Here is a 16,506-nt window from a genome sequence, read left to right on the forward strand (position 1 = left end):
TAAAGAAAAGGGTATGTCTCCAAGAAACATTGAAGTAGCAAAAAATATATTAATGTCTTTGAGTCTGAAGCCCAATTTACTTAATGTGTAATAGGTAATGTTTCAATGAGGAGTTTAGGTTTCAACTTACACATAATGAGTACAAAAACTTGAGAGCACAAGTCGTGACCTCAAGTTGTCTCATAAAATCTGATTAATTATAAAAGCACCATCCCGAATGAAGTAAAAAAGGGCTTTATACAACAAGCCCCTAGACAGATTATAAATTACATTATGCTACATTCAGGTCTAGTACCATCTCGCTGACATAGCTGCAAACGGACCAGCATCCATTCGTTCATATCTCGCTTGCAAGTTATGGGAGTCTCTCCAATCAGGGAACATGCCTAGCAACTCTTGGTATTGCTTATTGCTTGCGATAAGTGCATCATGCTCGCCTGGGTTTTCTGCTTTCAGTTTTCTTAGATGTTCGCATTGAGCTCCAATCCAACTTCCATAGCCTCTTGATGCACCATCTTCAAAAATAATATTTACTAATTGACTTAGACGATCGGCTAATCTCTTTTGATATTTCGTTAGTACTGGCTTGGTTGACTTTGCTATAGCTTCTTCTTCGGTAATTTCGGCATTTTTAGCTAGAGCCTCTTCAACAGATGGAGCTGAAATATTAAAATATACATAAGCGTCATACATTGCGGTTTTTTGATTTATAGAAATAACGCTAATATCATTATAATAAATGTTGTACATAACCTTATCAAAATCTGGTGTTTGTCTTTCACATCGAACTCGAGGAGAATCAGGCATATTTAAAAAATAATATCGTCCTGTTTTTTCCATGCTATCTAAATTAAAACCTAATTTTACCAATAGTTCTCTTTCTTGCTTGTTTGGTAATCGTGCTCCAAAAGGTACTCTCATAATGTTACTCCAATATTAAAATGATCATCGATCCATATAAAGGGTAGAAATCCATAATTTGGTTAATTTTTCTGACTACTGCGCCTGCTGTTCTTTTATTTTGTTATGTGTGCATATTTTATTTTTTTTGGTTGTTGGATATAACTGCTAAAAATTAACAGGTTACAAAAGCAGAAAAAAATGCACTTAATGAAGGGAATGAAATGTGACTTCAGAAGGGATAAAAACTAAATCCGGTAACATCATTGTTAAAGGACACATAAATGGTGCCAATTTCTAGAGTAGTTGAATCCACCCGATCTATAATTATACTAGGTCTGATTATCGAAATAATCAGACTTAATGAGCTTGGTTAATATTATAGCTCCCCATTTTTCACTTGCTGTTCAAAATATAAACTAACAAGCGCTTTAATAAGTTTATTCTTATTGAGCGATTAAGCATTTACTATAAACAGTGATCTAAACCTGCCCTGCTTCTTATCTATTAATAAATTCGTAAACAAATTTTAATATCTCTAAAATGTTCAGAGTTGAGAGGAATTGTTTTTATCACGCAGGAAGCTGGATTAATATTGCATATTCAGTAGGAATCTACTAATTCAACCGCCTTATGTTTGATGTTTATTAAGAATAAACGTCTGTATCTTATTTCTTATAAAATAATACAGTTATTCAATGCACTATGCTCCTTCTTGGATATATCAATCGTTCCACTAGAAATGACAGTACCTTTAAATAAACCATGTGTGGCGAGCTGCTCACTTATCTGGGAAGGTATTCCATTTAATTTATTTTCTTTAGTTTGTTCTAAATGATTGGAAATAATATTTGTAATCTCCTCATTATTCAAATAAGCAGCAAGTTCCAATGGAGTAAATTCTAATTTTTTGTTTTCAGGTTTTATTTCATAAGAGGCCTTTAAATCCGCACACGCCCCAAATTCCAGGAGCCATTTAACCTGTTCCTTTTGATTATTCAAAACTGCATGATGTAATAAAGTTCCCCTTTCAGTGTTCACAATATAGGAAGGATGAGAGTATTTACTTAAATGATGAAGTAAATAATCTAAATCACTTGATGAAGCTAGTTTTATTGGATTATCAGACCATCGGGGAAACGGATCAAATAATGAGGTATACTCATCGTCTACCAGAATACACTCCTTTTTCTCCTTATTTACATAAAAAATTTGGTCAGGCTTTAATGTTGCCACATAAGCGTCATTCGTTGTGAAGGGTAAAACTAATAATTTTTCTACGGTGGTTATTTTTTCTTTCAGAAATACGAGGCTGCATGGTGATAAAGATTTCTTACTGAAAGCACACGTCATTTGTTCATTAATATTGCCATAGGATAAATTGTTTTCTAAAAGTTGGCGATCATTTAGGTCTAACCAAAAAAATAAGCCTGGTGTTTTCCCACAATAAGATTTGTAGCTGGTTTTCTTAACTCCTAGTTCAGTATCAGTAATAAAAGATATAGATGAATCAAAGCACAAGGTGTTTGAAATTCTAGGAAATTTTATCCAGTTATCAAAGGTTTCCTTGATTTGGTTATTAAAACGATGAGGAGAGTACATAATGTAAAAATCATTTGTATTATCAAAACCTGATTTTGCGGTTTTTGCTTCATCATGAATTGGTAAATTAATGCATTTTTCCTTTGCAGGATAGACATTTGTATCAAAAAAATAGCCACTTTGGCTTAGTAATAGAAACAATGAGAATTCATCTTTAAACTTGACTCTATCTTGGATCGTATTACTTTCTTTTGCTAATGAGTTTACCATAAGTTGTTTTACAAATTCAGCACGCTCACTTAAATCACTCTGGGATTCTTTACTTAATAGTTTTTCTATAGAGCAAACCTCTATTTTAACTCCAACATCTTTAAATTGCCTTTGATAAAATGCTTGATATTCATCCAAACACCAAAATTTTATTGGGTTAACTTTGTCTGCTTGCTCCTGAAGCTTTTGAGCCATTTGAATAGGGCCTGCCACATCATGGCCAGCAATACCTGTAGAAGGAGCTAGTTTAGTTGGTGCGCCAACCCAAAGATAATGAATTGTTGGTAACATTTACTACTTCCCCTTATATTGCAAAAGGAGAATCATAAATTTAAATCAATTAACCAATTATTACTTCTAGATGAACAATATTTGTTCTTGAAATTCCATTATGGAATATATTAAAAGTTAATCATATTTCAGATAGTGTTTTGGCTTTAAAATCGAAACCAAAATGTTTTGGTCCAAGTAATTCTAGAGCCTCTGGGCTTCGGAAGCTCTCTGAGGCTGGTATACCAAAGACTATCACATCAGATCCTTCATTTAGTTTACCGATAATGGCTGGTTCAAATGTGGATAGATCAACCATTGTGATTAAATCAGGGCATGCAATATAAGGTTCATCATTTAACCAAGATAAAATACTCTCATTTTTAACCCATATTTTGAATTTATCACCTTTGAAACGATCAATACCATCGATATTAACATGGCCTATGTAATACCCATCTTGAACCGCTGCCTTACGTTTTGTCACTTTACCAATAAATAAAGTTTTAGCTTGAGTTAAGTTAATGACCGATTGCAGAGAGTGGTTCTTTCCCTCTCTCGCTTCCCTCAAAGCGGAACCAACCGATAACGCTTTTGACAACGTATTAAATAACATGAACGATTTTATTTGCTTCAGTTGCTTCAATAAAGCCGCCTGCCCCACCAAACCTAATGATGCGGTTGCCATAATTTTACCTAACCTTTCCGTCATTTGGAGGCCAGTTGTTTTTTTGATAATCACTTGATTACCATAAGCGTCACAACTTGCGATAGGCAATAAATTAACATGGTGAATAGCAGGTAATATTTGTGCAACTTCAGGTAATGCCCTACCTGCATAATCTCCATCAATTGTAGGTACACCAAGCCAAGCAGCAGTAGCAACTGCACTGGAAGTAGCTGCTGCACCTAATTCAAGAGGAATAACAGCATTGAGTTTAATTTTTTCGTGTGCAAGCAGAAGTTGTGTGGCAGCTGCAGGCATATTTGATACAAGTTCTTGTGTTAGGCCATAGTTTTTTCTTGCTTGTATCACTTCTTTTGATTCAGGTCCTGGAGCTGGCCCCATTAAGTAAGGGCATATTGTCCAGGCCTCATCAGGTAATTCTTTTGCATCAATAATACAAATTTGTTTGCCGGCATCTAAGGCTTCACGTAACATTTTTTGCCCAAAGAGAGGGTCTCCTCCACCGCCTGTCGCAAAAAAACAACATCCACGTGTGAAGTCTTCAATTTGTTGATTCGTAGTAATTGTGATCATATTTTTTAGTTTCACAAATTATCGTGAGAATTGCTCACTGGATTTTACTGTGATTGAATGAATCTTACCTTTTGGATCAAGATGCATGATACCTATATTTTCAGCTTTCTTAATATTATTTGTTTGATCGGTAAATTGAAATTGGATACAAAATGCGATCTTATTATCTTCTGATACAACATCAATAAATTCGAAATGAGTGATTTTTTCGTTATCTTTCCCCCATGCGCAGTGTTTTTCTAACTCTTCTCGAGAAAGAGTTTCTCCATTGAACTCACCTGTGACAGAAGTTGCATAATAACGTTTCATGTTTTCAACAGAGGATAAAACCCATACATCATAAAACCATGATTCGAGAAATCGCTTTGCAATGATACTCATACTAATCCCTATAATAATTAAGCGAATCGTTTTGATTGTAACAATCCCTTTAAATTATGTAAATTAATAGGTTATGCTTGGGCCCTGCCCTTTACTTTTTTAGGCCAAAGCATTCCTTTAATTCGTAAATGCCATAGGACGATTTTTTTCTATATTTTTATCAAAATTTTTAACATAAGTGTTCATCGACTGCATTATAAGAATGCCGTGGAAGTGCAATTGTGAATCTAGCGCCTTTTAATATCGGTGATTGTGTAGCTATGATCTTTCCTGCATGGAGATTAACAACTTTCTTAACAATAGCTAATCCTAACCCAATATGTTTTTCTCCAATTTCAACGTCTTCGGCAATCGTATATTCAGAAAAAATGTCATCCACACCATCCTTTGGCAAACCTGGGCCATCATCATCTACGTGAATTAAAATATAACTATCATCCAGAGAAATGGTTAAAGAAATATGATGCACTGCAAATTTCATAGCATTTGTAATCAAATTAGTAACCGCATGTTTGAAAATATTTTCATCTATGTATGCTCTCAAAGAATTTAACTCATTAGTATGAAATGTGATTTCAAATGTCGATGCAGAATAAGGCTCTAATAACTTTCTTAACCATACTATTATATCGGTCTCTGATTGTTTTAATTTTAACTCGCTTGAATGCATTTTTGAGTAAATCAAAAAAGTGCTGACGATGCGATTCATGTCTGCAATATCTTCTTGAATGCTATTCACTTGTTTATTGAGTAATACATCTTCTGCGTTTTTTCTTTTAATACTATCCGTCGCCATTTGTATGGTTGACAATGGAGTTCTGATTTCATGTGCGACAAATCGGCACATTTGTTTATGTGATTCAATCAGCTCTTTTAGGCGCTTACCCATGCGAATGATATTTATATAAAGCTCATGCAAAACAGAGGTTGGGCCTATTTTTTGATGAAAGTCAAAGTTTCCTTGACTAAAATTTTTAGTGATTTGATATACCTTCTTCATATTTCTCACAAAAAGCAGTGAGAGAAATGTAATAAGACAAAGGGATAAGAAAAAGAAAGCCACTATAAAATAATACATTACATCACTGATTCTTGCTGTAATTGGTAGATAGCTGAGTGGGCCAATTTTGAGTATTCCACCACTAAAACCATAATAGAGAATAGCAATTTGTGACGAGTTTTGGTTTGTTTCAAATATTAGCTGTTTTGTTGATAAAGAATTAATTATAGTCCTTGGCAAGTGTTTACTCTTGGTTTTATAAACATGAAGTGGGAGGCCATATACTTTTTCTAGCTTTGATATTTCTTTATCCCACGTATTTTTGGGTTTTAATAATAAATGTTCAACGATTTGTTTTAAAGCAGGACTCATATAATGAAAAATAACTTGGCCGGGATCTGAAAAATAATAAACTAATGCGTATGGGGTATTCCCAATTTTTTTATACGCAGTATGTTGTACAATGACCAAGTTGAGAAATTGATAGGTTGCACCTGATAAGAAAATTATCTCACCCTTGTTTAAGTGGTTATTCTGTGTGGGGGTAAGTTTTAGATTGTCGATTGCTATAAGATGAACAACATTATCGGTCCCGTTCTTTATTATTGTATCCCAATTTGATTTCGAGTTATTAATTAATTCGTTTTCTAAACTAATTAAAAGTCCTTGTGACATCGTTTTCCCTGCATTAATAACTATCTCTGCCTCAACCGACTTTAAATATTTAAAAAATGCCAAAACAAAAATTAAAAAAAGTACAAAGAACGCAGTCAAAATTTTAATATATACATTAAATTTCATTACCATGCACTCTAAATATTCCCAAGCAAAGCTTTTATTTTAGATGCTCTTTATTAAGGAAATCATAAAGAGTTGCGATTAGTGGATCTACCCTCAATATAAAATGAGTGTAGCATTACTACTATTATATTGATACTCAAGCAAAATCTGGATCAATCTTTTGGACAGCAGATTTAGCTAATAAATATCGGATGTTTAAAATGCATTGTTTACGTTCTTGCACGGTAGGTACTGTAGCCCTTTTTGCTTGTTTAGAAAGATAGTCATATTGTTTAAAGACCTGGAAAGAACTATCGGATGTTCCAGAAAGCTCACCTATAATCTCTTGCATTTCTTCATCACTCAGATGAAGCATATCCACTGGTTTTCTTCCTTTATAATCCAGTGCATCACAATCAGCGCCACGCTTTAGTAATGCCTTAATCAATTCGAAACAATCGCCTCTTAAGCAAGCTATATGCAATGGAGTCATGCCGTTTCTTAAATGAATGCAATTGACTTCAAGCACTTTTTTGGCAAGTAACGCTTCAATAATTGGCTTTTGAGCTAAGGAGTGCTTTTTAGAGTCCACGTGATTCCATCCTTTACACAAGGCAAGCAAAATGGGGGTATAACCAAACTCCATACTGTAATCGTTAATATAATCACCCTCTTCTATATAGTGGAGTGCGGCATTAGTTCGTGAGTTTGCTATATGATATAAAAGCTCGGTTTGCGAACTCATAAGACCTTCATCCACGTTGCCGAGTTTAAAACAACGCCTGGGTATCATTAAGGAAGAAGTACGCATCAATGGTGGATGTATGAGTACACGTTCATTATAAATCTCACATTCTGGTTGAGTGCTATCCCCAATCCCGTGGAGTCTTATTTTCTTGAAATTTGCATCATAAGTTGTATGGACAATATTTACCTTTTTATTTTGGAGTAAGTTACTAAAATATAAATAATGCTGATAGTCTCTTTTAAGCGCTTGATGGAACTTCTTCAAAGTAGATTTTGGTATTGAATATTCCTTAATCTGTTGCATATAAGGAATTACTTTTTTTATGCGGACAGTAAACTCCTTTTCGCTAAGTGTTTTAGAAAATACTTCTAACAATTCAACAGAATGGTGGTCTATTCTCTCGCGGTATCTAGTCTGAAGTAACTCGCTCTTAATTTCCATTTGATTCACCCTAGTAAAAACGTTTACCCTCATATTTTCATTATAAAAATCCATAATTAAAATAAAGTTATTTTGGAATGAATAATTGGAATAGAGCATTCTTGGGAAAATCATGAGTAAACTAGTTTGAAGTGCGATAATTACTCACTCATTGATAAATTTGGACCCTGCTAATAACTAGTCAAGTTAATCCGCTTAACTTAACGTGAGTTTCGGATAAAGAATCTATTTAGATCCAGTCTCCATTTTGCCCGTTTGGGCAGAGGAGGCATGTATGCCGTCTCGAAGCCTTAACACAGATCTTGAAAATTCGTGCGAAGGCTTCGAGACAGCGCTACGCGCGTCCTCAGCCCGAACGGATCGTGATAGAGAATCGTTATAATTATATCCTTATCCATAACTCACGTTAACTTAAGATTCTCAATTCCATGTTTTTCAAATTCATTAGCGTATTGCTCTTTGATTTCTTCGACTTTTCTCATACGTTCAATAGGATCCATTTTCATGTATTGTTCCACTCCTATTGTATGAATTGCATCTCGTTCACTTAATTTATAAATTAACTCATCCCAGAACAATTTCTTTTCATAAGGTTCAATAAATTTCTCATTAAGTAACTCTTCATACTGAGTTTTTTCAAAGTGCTCATTGAATTCTGGAGAAAACTCTATCTGGTCCTCTGCTTCCATTTCTTTAAAATAAGATAAAAGTTTCTGTTTTAAGGCTTCATACTCATTTTGCTTCGTTTCCTTTACGGTATAGGAATGCATTACCCAGTCTGCTATGTATAACATATCCAGTAATGTGCGATATTCTTTCTTAGTAATATTAATTTTCATAACTTATTTCTTCTGATCATTTATTGGCTTCTGATGCAAGCAGCCTGTTTTAAAAGTTTAGAAAACTGCTTTGCGGTATTTGATAATTTAATCATTTTAAGGGGTTGATGTTAATATCCTTAGTAATACGATCTGTGTTTTATTTGCCTTTGAGCCTTCAACGCATCCTAACATAAAAATCAGCACAATTTATGCAAACTTGATTTTATCTCTATTTTGCCCTCTTTTAGCAAGTAATTTGAAGCAATTGGGTCGGTTACAATTTTTTAGAGTATTTAATGATTATTTAATGGTCATTGGGTATAATTTGTCCTCAATTAATCTGAGAAAATAAAGGTACTATAGATGAAGTCTAAATATGAAAAAATATTTAAAAATAAAAAAATAATAAATAAAACAATAAACGACAATGCTTGCTCGGAAAAAAATAATAAATTGATAAAACAATCAATGTCGCATAAAAAATCAAAAACAGAAAATAGAATAAAAGAGAATACAAAACTAATTGATACTGTAGAAATCCCTGATAATGATATGCTTAATCCTAATCAATTTTTCAATAGGAGTTATATTAAAGGCGAAAAACAAAAATCTCAAAATGCAACTGGAATTCGTCAATACCATACTACTCGTAAATCGAATAAACCAGACTCAGCGGTTATTGATTATCTTCATACCAAATCAAAAGATTTAGATAAGCAAGTAGCTAAAAAACAAAAAGAAGGTGGATATAAGTCTGATGATTGGGGTATGGCTACCTTTGGACAAATTTTTAAGAAAAATGGAGTCAAGATTGTTGTGCAATCTTTAGTAAATGGTGCTAATAGCTTAATCACCACCCTAAATAAGCCCCTAAATGAGCTCAGTGTTAAAGATTTACAAAATCTCGGCATTTTATATGTGAATGGTCATTTCCCAATCGGTGCTAGTTTATATTTTGCATCACCTAATGCACTTAAGACCGGTCTGATTCATCCAGAATATTTATATAATAAAGAATGGAAACACTTCGGCCATTTTACCCAAGTATCCCCTACTCGTTGCCAACATACAGGGAACATTCAGCGAAATCTAAGAGAAACTACAGGACTTTTTAGAATCCCAGATTGGTTAGATGAAATTCCATTAGCAGTTTCTGAGGTTAAGGCAAACTCTAAGCATAAAATGACCCTTACCAATGGTACTGACAAAGAATATGATATTGGTTGTGGTGGAGTTCTACAAATATATGTAAGTCCGGAAGTTATGGGTATTTTGCACCAAAATGTTACTAAAGTTATTTATCAAACAAAAGATCAGCATGGGATCAAAACAGCAGTTCGTGATAACGAAGGTGTAATTGTTGAGTTTAATTTTAAGGGACATAATGGCAAGGCTGGTGAAAAAGGATTTATTATTGATTTAAGTGGAGGAATCCAGGAAGTCCACTCGACTATAGAAGTGGCTCCTAATGGCGAGGCTTACCCTGTTTTTAGAGGATAATTACTAATAATGTGACATTATTGCTGGCAGATGCCAATTATTTACAAAATAAGCACACGCAATCCAAATTTTTTACGAACTATAGAAATTAAGATCACTGGTTTTAAAGTTAAAAGAAGCGCCGTGGCAGAAGCCGTTCCTATAATATTAAAATAATATGTTGCAGGAATGGCCACAAAAACCATAAATATCAACTCAAAAATTGTCCAACGCAAAACTAGGTGCTCATATCCACCAAAAATCAAAATAACCGGAGCAATACGACCAAAGCAAGACATCATTACCCCGAATGTTAAAATGATTAATGCGGGAGAGGCATTGACATAATCTGGTCCAAAATGACCAAGGATATTTTTTGAAAACAGTACAATCGTTGAGCCAGCAAGTATCGTAGTGGAAATAATAATCATCATAGTGCTGTTAATTTTACATTGCAACTCTTTTTTTCCCATCTCTGATTCGAGGAGAAAAGATAGCTTGGATTTTAAAGCTTGTAGGACAGTTGTAGGAATAAGCCACAAAAAACCAATTATTGTAAGAATGGCCGCATAATCGCCAACCATTGTTTCATTACTGCCAAATACCTCCACTATAAGTAAATCCAGAGCTGAAACTATAACAAAGAGGATGTTATTTGTAATTAATCGTACTGATGTTTTTAGCCAATCCATTTTAGTAAGCGGTGTTTTCCTTGCTTTATGAAACCCATACTTAAATAACTCCAAGAGTTCCTGATTTAAAGAAAAAAGAGACAAGGTTAAAAGTAAAATAAACGTGATTAGTAATACTGAGACTATGTAAAAATTCGTTAATACTGGCTCAACAAATAGAACCACAGAAATAAATAAAAGAACTTGCAATAAGTATTTTAAAAATTGGGTTAATAATGTAGATAAATAAATGCGATCAACTACTATAAGATAACTACTTAACAATGATAGCAGTGCAGAAAATGGGATGAGCCATAAGACATAAATCGCCAAATGATAATCGTTAATATGTTTCACGCTGAAATGATGAAGTAAAATCATCAGCAATGTTGATGCTAGCGCAATAAATAGTGAAATAAAAAAGGTCACACTAATGAGCTTAAGATTCCAGGCAACATATTCAATAGCATCTGCTTTTTGATTTAAATTTATATACTTACCTAAGAAGCGTTTTGAACTTATATCTGTTCCCAAAAGAGACAAGGCCGTCATTATCGTCAAAAGTTTAATAGCAATGCTGAAATCGCCATAAATAGATTTTGCAAGATGACGCGCCATAAAAACGTTAAGTGAGTATTTAGAAGCATAGGTCACCAAGCTAATCAATAATAAAACAAGAACAACCCTGGTTTCTTTATTCATAATTCTTTCCTTAACATGGGGTTTTGCAGGCAATTTACCATTTTATGCTATCTTACACTGAATATAGAGATTTTTTATTTAGACCAAAATATTGATATATTTATCCATCTTGATAATCATGCTTTTCCACGGGTCGCTCAATAGCGATAACCGTTCTCAAAATCGATTGCATTTCTTCTAAAACTTCAATCGCTTGATGTGAATCTTGAAAAGATTGATTTAGATCAATGACATAAGCCAAATTTTTGGGCAAAATTCCTCTTCTTATCGAACGATGAATGCTTGAGTAGAACCAATCTGATGCTTCTTCACATAGCTATGTTTTACAGGGTTATGATGAATATAGTTGAAATGATGCTCGAAATTTTTTTCATCACGGATAAGATGTTTCCAAAATCTGCGCTGCCATATGCCCACAATCTTAATAAAGTATTAGAAATCTTGGAAGGGTATTATATTCGGGGATATGGAGATAGTCAGAAACCAGATGCCACCGTGGATATAAAAGGCGAATGCAATAATAGATCAATTTCAACTAATTCAAATAAAAAATTCATAATAGCACAAGTGCTTACGCGAACGGCAGAATCTCTCCCAAAATGTGGTCAATACTGCCGTTATCGCCACGAACTGACTACTTACTAAAACTCTCATTAAATAGGCAGTAGGTTATAACTGCCTATTTAATACACCTATGAATTTTTAATAAAATTTCGATATTAGATTGGGTGGAGGAGTATCTTCAAGTAATTTGATAGGCTCTAAGAGATGATAATCTACTTTATGTTCTAAAATTTCTTTGGCTTCAGGTGAATCATTGACTTCTGATATATCTATTGATGGACAAGTTAATTTTTTTTGTACCTTAAATAAACCCAAACCACAACCTCGCTCCCGCATTTCTTCTCGGATATCTTCCATTTTTTGCGAGTAGATAATATTAGGTGTATAAACACTGACAGCATCATCTTCATTTTTTGGGAGCCGATACTTGGTAAAACCAACTACTTTTTGACCTTGTTTGAGTAAGGTTGAATGCCTATTATTACTTTTCACTTCATCCAAGGATGATTCTATTGATTTGGATAATGTGCTTTTTTCTATTTTAATCATTATTGCATTGTTTTTTTTGAAAAAATTCATCATTTAATAAACTTCCTGTTCAATTTTTATTATTTATAATAACAATAATTTTTAAATAATTGCAAACATTTTGATACTGGAACGAGTATTGTTAACTTTGACCGTCCTTTTTTAAGTTAGTTATCATCGAAATTCGAACGACTGCGATCTCTTCATGAATAAATCCCGAATCTAAATTTATAATTTGAGATGAATTTTGAGTAAATGCGAAAAAAGCCATTTTAAAAAGACTTCTTTGCAATTGATACTCATTTTCAGGATGGATAACTTCCGTTTTTAATTGAAGTTCTGATCTCATTCTGCTCCCCTACTACATCTCGCGCATAAAGAGTGACATGTAAACAGCGGGAGCTAATTGTCAACAGGCTCTAAATATTAGGTAACGTTGCTAAAACTTTTTATATTTTGTAAGCAAGCGTTTGAATATAGCGGATAACTCATGCCAAAATGCGAGCATTATTATCAAAAAAGTAATCAAAAAGACAGCAACTACCATTTGAATGATATTAAAATTAAGGGCATCTTGTGCAACAAACCAACTTGTAATTGCCCCTGAAATCACCAAGAGTATTCTAACGATCCATCCCAATTTTTCATCCAGTCTCAAAAAAACATAATAATTTAGAATTGATTATTATTTTAGAAATCACAAACTCATAGCGCTATTATTAAGCTAGTATATATCTTACTTATTAAACCATGCAAATATCAGCTTACGTTAACTTGTGCTAACCTTTCTAAAGTAGGTGTAGCAAATTGTTAAACTGTTTTTATTCAAAAAATAGATATATAGGGACAATAGGTGATTAATTTTTTACTAGTCGTTTTAGCTTTTATTTTGGTCTTACTAAATGCCTTTTTTGTGGCTGCTGAGTTCGGAATGGTAAAACTTCGAGTTACTCGAGTAAAAGCAATCAAAAATATGTATGGTTTACGAGGGAAGATTTTATTTCATGTGCATAAACATCTGGATGCGTATTTATCTGCTTGCCAACTAGGTATAACCTTCGCATCCCTGGGATTAGGTTGGATAGGAGAACCTGCTTTTGCCCATCTTTTAGAGCCACTCCTGTTTTTTATTGGAGTTAACTCCCCTCAATTAACAACTATAATTGCCTTTTTTATATCATTTTCGTTTATTTCTTTTCTTCATATTGTCGTTGGGGAGTTAATGCCCAAATCGCTAGCTATCCGACAATCGGAACGAGTATCTTTATGGACCGCTCTCCCTCTATATGGATTTTATTGGCTCATGTTTCCTGCAATTTGGACTCTCAATAGTTGTTCAAATTTTTTACTAAAAATTTTTCATCTCGATGCAGTGCATCAAGGGGAACACTCTTACTCTACAGAAGAAATCAAGTTACTCTTAAATGCAAGTCATCGGCATGGTGAACTTACTGAAGAAGAAGTTGAAATTATTGAACATACCTTTGATTTAGCAGATCTTAAGGTTACCGAAGTCATGCGATTTACTGAAGAAATGGTCATGCTCCCTATAAATAAACCTATTGCGCAAATCATGGATATAATCATGGAACACCGCTATAGCCGTTACCCTGTATATGATCCTGATAAAAAAGATGTTATTGGGATTGTCCATGTAAAAGATATTTTTCCTGTACTCTATCAACAAGGTGAGATAAAAGAATTACGTACACTACTTAGACCTATGCTAAAAGTTTCACGTCGGCTTCCTGCATTGGATTTATTACGCAAATTTCGCGAAGGGATGCCTCATTTTGCTCTTGTTTACAGTGGTCGAAAAACGATTTTAGGATTTGTTACACTCGATAATTTACTTCAAGTACTTATTGGTCGAATTAAAGATGAGTTTCATCGCACTAAAGTTGATTGGGTATTAAACGATGATGGAAGTATATCTGCATCAGGAAATTGTTCTATATACTCTTTGGAACAAGCCATCGATCGTGATATTGATGTGGATAACAACATTGACATTTTGAATGGTTTGTTTTTTTATCGACTAGGCTATGTACCTAAAGAAGGAGAACACATTGATTTTCCAGAATTCAATGCGGAAATAGAGAGCGCAATTGCTTCAAAAATTGTTAAAGTAAAAATTTACCCGAAGAAATTGCCCGATGAACACTATTGAAGATGAGTGACTTATGAATAAAAACGCTACACGTTCCTCTGATGCTCTTTTAACGATTGTTAATCATAATGATTTAAAAGGCGAATTAACATTTCAACGCATTTTACAAGCACTTGGGGAAAGGGCATTCGGCATTGTTTTGTTATTTTTTGCTTTACCAAGCGCATTACCTTTTTCTACCATTCCGGGCGTTTCGGTGGTTTTTAGTGTGCCTATATTACTATTTGCTTGCCAAATGGTATTTGCCAGAAAAACACTATGGTTACCAAAAATTATTGCAGAACATACGATTCACCAAAAAAATATTTCCAAAATTATTCATGCAACAGTACCCTATTTGATTAAAATTGAATATTTCTTAAAACCTCGATGGTCATTTATGACTTGTCGTTTTATGGAAATAATAAATGGAACTATTATTTTCTGTTTAGCGATACTTTTGATGCTGCCTATTCCTTTAAGTAATTTTATTTTTGCAGCATTACTGATTACTTTTAGTTTAGGTTTGATAGAAAAAGATGGGGTATTTGTTGTTTTAGCGTATGTTGGTGTCTTTTTTTATATCAGTTTTATTTATGTATTTATTGTGGCAATCATTAAGCATTTTTTTCATTAGATTTCATTAACTGTTTATTCCCCACATAGACAATTATTAAAGCTATGGATACCATATCACCTTTTTTAGTCAAAAATTACCTTATTGGAGCACATATGCCATTATTTACTCCTCAAGATCTCGTGCCTTTAGCAAAAAAGAATTTGGGTTTAAGACTTACAGGAAATACTCAGGAGGCTAATTCAGGTGGGTTTGGCGATGCCATTCCGTTGTCTCATCTTGGCGGAGCTAAAGATATTATAGAGTTTTTAACATGGGCTTTTCTTCCTGAATTACCGAAAGCGCAAATGGAGGTTATTTATAATCGATACAAAGAAATTGATATTCACTCAAGTGATTGCATGCCGCGACTGATATTACATTATGCTGCGCAGAATAATATTGGCGATGCTAAAGAAAGATTATCTAATAAAAAAAATGATGCACTATCGATGCTTTATTTTAAATTGGAACTCGCATCGATTGAGGTTGAAGCAAAAAAGCTAGTATCTTTTTATAACTCTACCGCAAGGATAGCGCCTTTAGAATTGGTCACAAGTCAATTTCCTTATTTAGCTCAAGAATTAGCTCATAATTTTAATGAAAAATTTTTTTTGCGCTTGAAAAGAAATTGGGAGGTATATGCCACTAGCGATGATATGGATTATCTCTTTTTATCAGACAATCTTCCCCATGTTCAAAAATATGAGGTAGGTTATGATTTTAATAATTATCCACTTGGTAAAGTTGGGCGTCATCATTTTGAAGCTGTAAATGTTATAAAGCAGGTGATGTTTTTAGGTGGTGAAAATCGAACTCCTGATGCCGAGAAAAATTTAGAGCAGCGTATTTACAACTCTATAAAAAGTATTATGAAAGAAGTGTTATATACCTCCTTGGATGAGCTACAACAAAATATTGAAATAAAATTATCGCAACATCCAGAATATCCTATTAATTTTAAAAAAGCGTGTAATGAAATGGTAATGTTAGTTGGTAAACTTCAAAAAAACGAACAGCTCTCATCGGAAGAATCGCTTGATTTGATGAAAAGAACGGAAGATTTAATCGATAATCCATCAGAATATAAGACATTTCTTACAGCAGCAAATAGTTATCGTATGGTTTCTGGAGGAGAGTTATCAGCCTACATGATGTTAATTGCTGGTTGGGCTGCTAAGATTATGACAATAAATTGTATAGGTGATGCGTGGATTAAGTTTGCAACTGAAAAACTCGAGTTGATTTCAGCATCCCAAGAGCTTGCTCATGTTAGCCAAGCCTATTCACTATCATGCTCTTGAATAGATTTAACTTATCTAAATAGCTAACCCATAGTTTTCATTAGATTTTGATTTAATACTCATAGAGTTGTTATATTAA

Annotated in this window: 16 protein-coding genes and 1 pseudogene; 5 read left to right on the forward strand and 12 right to left on the reverse strand. The window is 33.7% G+C overall.

What is annotated here, in order from left to right:
• Window positions 1–288: 288 nt before the first annotated feature.
• The 7 genes from DYH34_RS08680 to DYH34_RS08710 all read right to left on the reverse strand — a co-directional run bounded on the left by DYH34_RS08680 (window position 289) and on the right by DYH34_RS08710 (window position 8,432).
• Window positions 289–921 (reverse strand): hypothetical protein, encoded by a 633-nt coding sequence (locus DYH34_RS08680; RefSeq protein ID WP_058463473.1) that lies wholly within the window; start codon window positions 919–921, stop codon window positions 289–291.
• Window positions 922–1,575: 654 nt separating this feature from the next.
• Window positions 1,576–3,003 carry an ankyrin repeat domain-containing protein gene (locus DYH34_RS08685; RefSeq protein ID WP_058463472.1) on the reverse strand — a complete coding sequence of 476 codons (1,428 nt, stop codon included), beginning with the start codon at window positions 3,001–3,003 and terminating at the stop codon, window positions 1,576–1,578.
• A gap of 121 nt (window positions 3,004–3,124) precedes the next feature.
• Window positions 3,125–4,258 (reverse strand): S-methyl thiohydantoin desulfurase family protein, encoded by a 1,134-nt coding sequence (locus DYH34_RS08690; RefSeq protein ID WP_131775154.1) that lies wholly within the window; start codon window positions 4,256–4,258, stop codon window positions 3,125–3,127.
• A gap of 3 nt (window positions 4,259–4,261) precedes the next feature.
• Window positions 4,262–4,624, reverse strand: a complete 363-nt coding sequence (locus tag DYH34_RS08695) for a hypothetical protein (RefSeq protein WP_058463470.1) — start codon at window positions 4,622–4,624, stop codon at window positions 4,262–4,264.
• Between the two features lie 169 nt (window positions 4,625–4,793).
• Window positions 4,794–6,425 carry a sensor histidine kinase gene (locus tag DYH34_RS08700; RefSeq protein ID WP_058463469.1) on the reverse strand — a complete coding sequence of 544 codons (1,632 nt, stop codon included), beginning with the start codon at window positions 6,423–6,425 and terminating at the stop codon, window positions 4,794–4,796.
• Window positions 6,426–6,561: 136 nt separating this feature from the next.
• Window positions 6,562–7,593: an ankyrin repeat domain-containing protein gene (locus tag DYH34_RS08705; protein ID WP_115342588.1), complete on the reverse strand. Its 1,032-nt coding sequence runs from the start codon at window positions 7,591–7,593 to the stop codon at window positions 6,562–6,564.
• Between the two features lie 401 nt (window positions 7,594–7,994).
• The gene (locus tag DYH34_RS08710; RefSeq protein ID WP_058463262.1) at window positions 7,995–8,432 is read right to left on the reverse strand and encodes a hypothetical protein; all 438 of its coding nucleotides are present in this window, start codon (window positions 8,430–8,432) and stop codon (window positions 7,995–7,997) included.
• Window positions 8,433–8,777: 345 nt separating this feature from the next.
• On the opposite strand from DYH34_RS08710, the gene DYH34_RS08715 reads away from it, so the two are divergent.
• Complete coding sequence (locus DYH34_RS08715; protein ID WP_238589399.1) at window positions 8,778–9,914, forward strand: hypothetical protein; 1,137 nt, start codon at window positions 8,778–8,780, stop codon at window positions 9,912–9,914.
• 41 nt (window positions 9,915–9,955) lie between these two features.
• Here the strand turns inward: DYH34_RS08715 and DYH34_RS08720 are convergent, their stop codons facing one another.
• The 3 genes and pseudogenes from DYH34_RS08720 to DYH34_RS18715 form a co-directional block, all read right to left on the reverse strand.
• Complete coding sequence (locus DYH34_RS08720; RefSeq protein ID WP_058463263.1) at window positions 9,956–11,266, reverse strand: MATE family efflux transporter; 1,311 nt, start codon at window positions 11,264–11,266, stop codon at window positions 9,956–9,958.
• Between the two features lie 100 nt (window positions 11,267–11,366).
• On the reverse strand, window positions 11,367–11,519 hold the full coding sequence (locus DYH34_RS18185; protein WP_174905301.1) for a hypothetical protein: 153 nt from the start codon (window positions 11,517–11,519) through the stop codon (window positions 11,367–11,369).
• Window positions 11,514–11,680, reverse strand: a pseudogene (locus tag DYH34_RS18715) (REP-associated tyrosine transposase); the annotation flags it as partial. The gene DYH34_RS18185 and the pseudogene DYH34_RS18715, both read right to left, overlap by 6 nt.
• Between DYH34_RS18715 and DYH34_RS08730 the strand changes: the two are divergent.
• A complete protein-coding gene (locus DYH34_RS08730; RefSeq protein WP_058463264.1) occupies window positions 11,603–11,911 on the forward strand; it encodes a hypothetical protein in 309 nt (102 codons plus the stop codon). The pseudogene DYH34_RS18715 and the gene DYH34_RS08730 overlap by 78 nt on opposite strands.
• A gap of 57 nt (window positions 11,912–11,968) precedes the next feature.
• On the opposite strand, the gene DYH34_RS08735 is transcribed toward DYH34_RS08730, so the two are convergent.
• Both DYH34_RS08735 and DYH34_RS08740 read right to left on the reverse strand, forming a co-directional pair.
• Window positions 11,969–12,412: a hypothetical protein gene (locus DYH34_RS08735; protein ID WP_238589403.1), complete on the reverse strand. Its 444-nt coding sequence runs from the start codon at window positions 12,410–12,412 to the stop codon at window positions 11,969–11,971.
• Window positions 12,413–12,500: 88 nt separating this feature from the next.
• A complete protein-coding gene (locus tag DYH34_RS08740; protein ID WP_058463265.1) occupies window positions 12,501–12,707 on the reverse strand; it encodes a hypothetical protein in 207 nt (68 codons plus the stop codon).
• Between the two features lie 504 nt (window positions 12,708–13,211).
• On the opposite strand from DYH34_RS08740, the gene DYH34_RS08750 reads away from it, so the two are divergent.
• From DYH34_RS08750 to DYH34_RS08760, 3 genes are all read left to right on the forward strand, one after another.
• Window positions 13,212–14,528 (forward strand): hemolysin family protein, encoded by a 1,317-nt coding sequence (locus DYH34_RS08750; protein WP_058463267.1) that lies wholly within the window; start codon window positions 13,212–13,214, stop codon window positions 14,526–14,528.
• A 13-nt stretch (window positions 14,529–14,541) separates the two neighbouring features.
• The gene (locus tag DYH34_RS08755) at window positions 14,542–15,144 is read left to right on the forward strand and encodes an exopolysaccharide biosynthesis protein (RefSeq protein ID WP_058463268.1); all 603 of its coding nucleotides are present in this window, start codon (window positions 14,542–14,544) and stop codon (window positions 15,142–15,144) included.
• A gap of 95 nt (window positions 15,145–15,239) precedes the next feature.
• Window positions 15,240–16,427 carry a hypothetical protein gene (locus tag DYH34_RS08760; RefSeq protein ID WP_058463269.1) on the forward strand — a complete coding sequence of 396 codons (1,188 nt, stop codon included), beginning with the start codon at window positions 15,240–15,242 and terminating at the stop codon, window positions 16,425–16,427.
• The last annotated feature ends 79 nt before the right edge of the window (window positions 16,428–16,506 follow it).

The sequence above is a fragment of the Legionella cincinnatiensis genome (assembly GCF_900452415.1).
Taxonomy (GTDB): Bacteria; Pseudomonadota; Gammaproteobacteria; order Legionellales; family Legionellaceae; genus Legionella; species Legionella cincinnatiensis.